The sequence below is a fragment of the Candidatus Zixiibacteriota bacterium genome, assembly GCA_040753495.1.
Lineage (GTDB): Bacteria > Zixibacteria > MSB-5A5 > GN15 > PGXB01 > DYGG01.
In genome coordinates this window covers 1-2397 of sequence record JBFMEF010000158.1, presented here as the reverse complement: position 1 = coordinate 2397, position 2397 = coordinate 1, and the positions used below count along the sequence as shown (strand labels likewise).

The 2397-nt window shown below is 52.1% G+C and carries 2 protein-coding genes; both read right to left on the bottom strand.

Annotation, left to right across the window (positions count from 1 at the left end; genetic code table 11):
- Nucleotides 1-2004: hypothetical protein (locus AB1690_10380; protein MEW6015718.1), on the bottom strand; the 2004-nt coding region annotated here is incomplete at its 3' end.
- A partial coding sequence (locus AB1690_10375; GenBank protein MEW6015717.1) for a hypothetical protein occupies nt 2004-2397 on the bottom strand: 394 nt, incomplete at its 5' end. The genes AB1690_10375 and AB1690_10380, both read right to left, overlap by 1 nt.

Here is a 2397-nt window from a genome sequence, read left to right as displayed (position 1 = left end):
GGAGCCGAGGATTTCCACCCCATAGCCAATACCCCGATTGGCATTGGCGCGGCCGAAGTAATAGCGCCCGGTAGCGGCGACAAAGAGACTGCCGGTGCCCAGCGCCAGTGTGAAGAGAAAGAGAAGATGGTAGTACAGGGCTATCCGGGGAAGGATATTGTCGTAAGTTAAAAGGAGCAAGCCGGCGGCTAATAAGAGCAACATCAGGGATGGGATTGATAGATTTTCACTGGCGGTTCGAAGCGCCAGGTATGTTCCAAGCGCCAGTCCCAGCATGAAAACTCCCACCAGAAGCCCCAGGTCAGAATAGAGCGCCCCGGCGCTTGACTGGAAAAGGTAGAAAGAGACCAGTTCCAGCGAGAGGGAAGCAAATCCGGCGACAAAATAAAGGATGAGGGCGAAATTGCGTCGGCGATGGCGTTTGATGAGCGCTGTAAGGCAGAGAGCGATAAATATTAGAGCGAACAGAATTGACGCATAGGGACGCTCGAATAAGGTCGTCACCAGATTCCTGGCGAAATTCTCCATCTGTGCCCGGTAAATGGTTTCCCTCTGGATGAGCGATGGTTTTTTGACCTCGTTGAGAGCATCATCGGCCTGCAACGCCTCCGTAAGCCGCGCCACTTTGAGTGGTTGCAGGCGGTCTTCCAGATAACCTCTATTGACAAAGTTGGGCGAGAACGGAAGTTCTTCGGTTCGCCGGATAATATCCGCAGCCGGCGTATCAAGCAGCGAATCGGCCGAGGCAAAGAATAAGGTGGTTTCGCCGGGCCAAAATGTTACATAAGGAAAAGAGGCTCGAATGCTATTGTAGATGACTGCCAGCGCTTTTGCTTTATCATCGGAAATATGACGGTCGCTGTCATAAGGCGCGCTCAGAAGAACAATCCCTTTCGGATTCAGTCCCATTCGCAATTGACCCAGGAATTCGCCGGTTACAAGGCGGTTTCCCAGGTAGGTTTCCGTTTCGCCGATATTGATGACCACAAAATCGAAGCGACTCAGCAGGTCTCGTCGGGAAAAAAAGGCAATCGGGTCATCGTTTATTACAGTCAGATTGGAGGGTCTCCCGAAAAGACGCCGCCCCTTCTCCTCAAGTTCAGCGCGCGCGTCAAGACAGACGATTTTAAGGTCTGGCAGAGAGTCCGCCAATTCTGAAAGAAGAAAATCACCTCGGCCAATAAATAAAAGACTTTTACCTTCCGGATGATAAAGGAGCGGCGGAATCAGGGAGAATTCGGCGGCGCTCCAATCGGGAAAAGTGGTTTCCCGCAAGTTATCGGTGATAAGGGTGGTATTCTCGGCATTGCGAATTATGACTTGCCTGCCGTACGGCGTTTCAAAGCTGTCAATGACCTCAAAAGGGGAGAATCTTATTCTCTCAATCCTCTTTTCCAGTTCCGGAGTTGCGATAATGGCGGGCAGCGCGAACGCCAGTGCGGCAGCAATCTGAAGCCAGAGTTTGATGGTCCTGGCTACAATGAATATCACAATGAATGCCGCAATCATTACGGCAATTGACAGCCCCGTAACAGACAGAGACAGCAAAGCAGTGACCGCCACTCCCCCAACAAAGGCGCCCCATCCTTCAAACAGATAGACTTCGGCAACGGCCGCGGCCGGTTTGTATCCGCCTGAGGTTATCGCCGAAAAAAGTCCTCCCGAGATGAGACCGATGGGGAAGATGACGATTGTCGCTATGAGCAGCGCCACTCCCAGAGGAATGACTTCTCCCGGGAAGGAGCCGAGCATAAGCGGCGACAGGCGAATTGCCAGAAGGACAATTGGAAGTAAAATTGCTCCCCCCAGGAATAAGGCTTCGGCGCGAATACGCCTATTCTCTCGCCCGCGCCAGAATGCTCCCAGCGCCACCGCAACTAACCAGGCAAAGAGGGTGATGCCGATAAATAATTCTCGTCCGTTCAGGGTTGATACAACCTCCCTGAGAATTAGAACTTGCGCCCCGACTGAAAAAAGACCAAGGAAGAATGCCTGGCGTTTCATCAGAAGATTCCCGGCAGAATTTTCCTGCAGAACCGGCAGAGGTTCCCTTCGATATTTTTCTGCAGAATCTGATACCCCCGTCTTTCAATCAGTATATTGCCGCATTTCGGGCAGTAGGTCGATTCTGCCTTATGCCCCGGAAGGTTGCCGAGATAAACAAACTCCAGTCCTTCCGCCCGGCAGATTTCATACGCCCGCTCCAGGGTCGATTGCGGGGTGGGGGGAAGGTTCTTCAGGAGATACAATGGATGGAATCGCGAGAAATGCACAGGAGTTTCTGTGCCGACATAGTTTTTCAGCCATTGCGCCAAATCACGAAACTCGGCATCGGAGTCGTTCAGTGTCGGCACCACCAGATAGACAATTTCCAGCCAGACACCGGATTTTTTTATC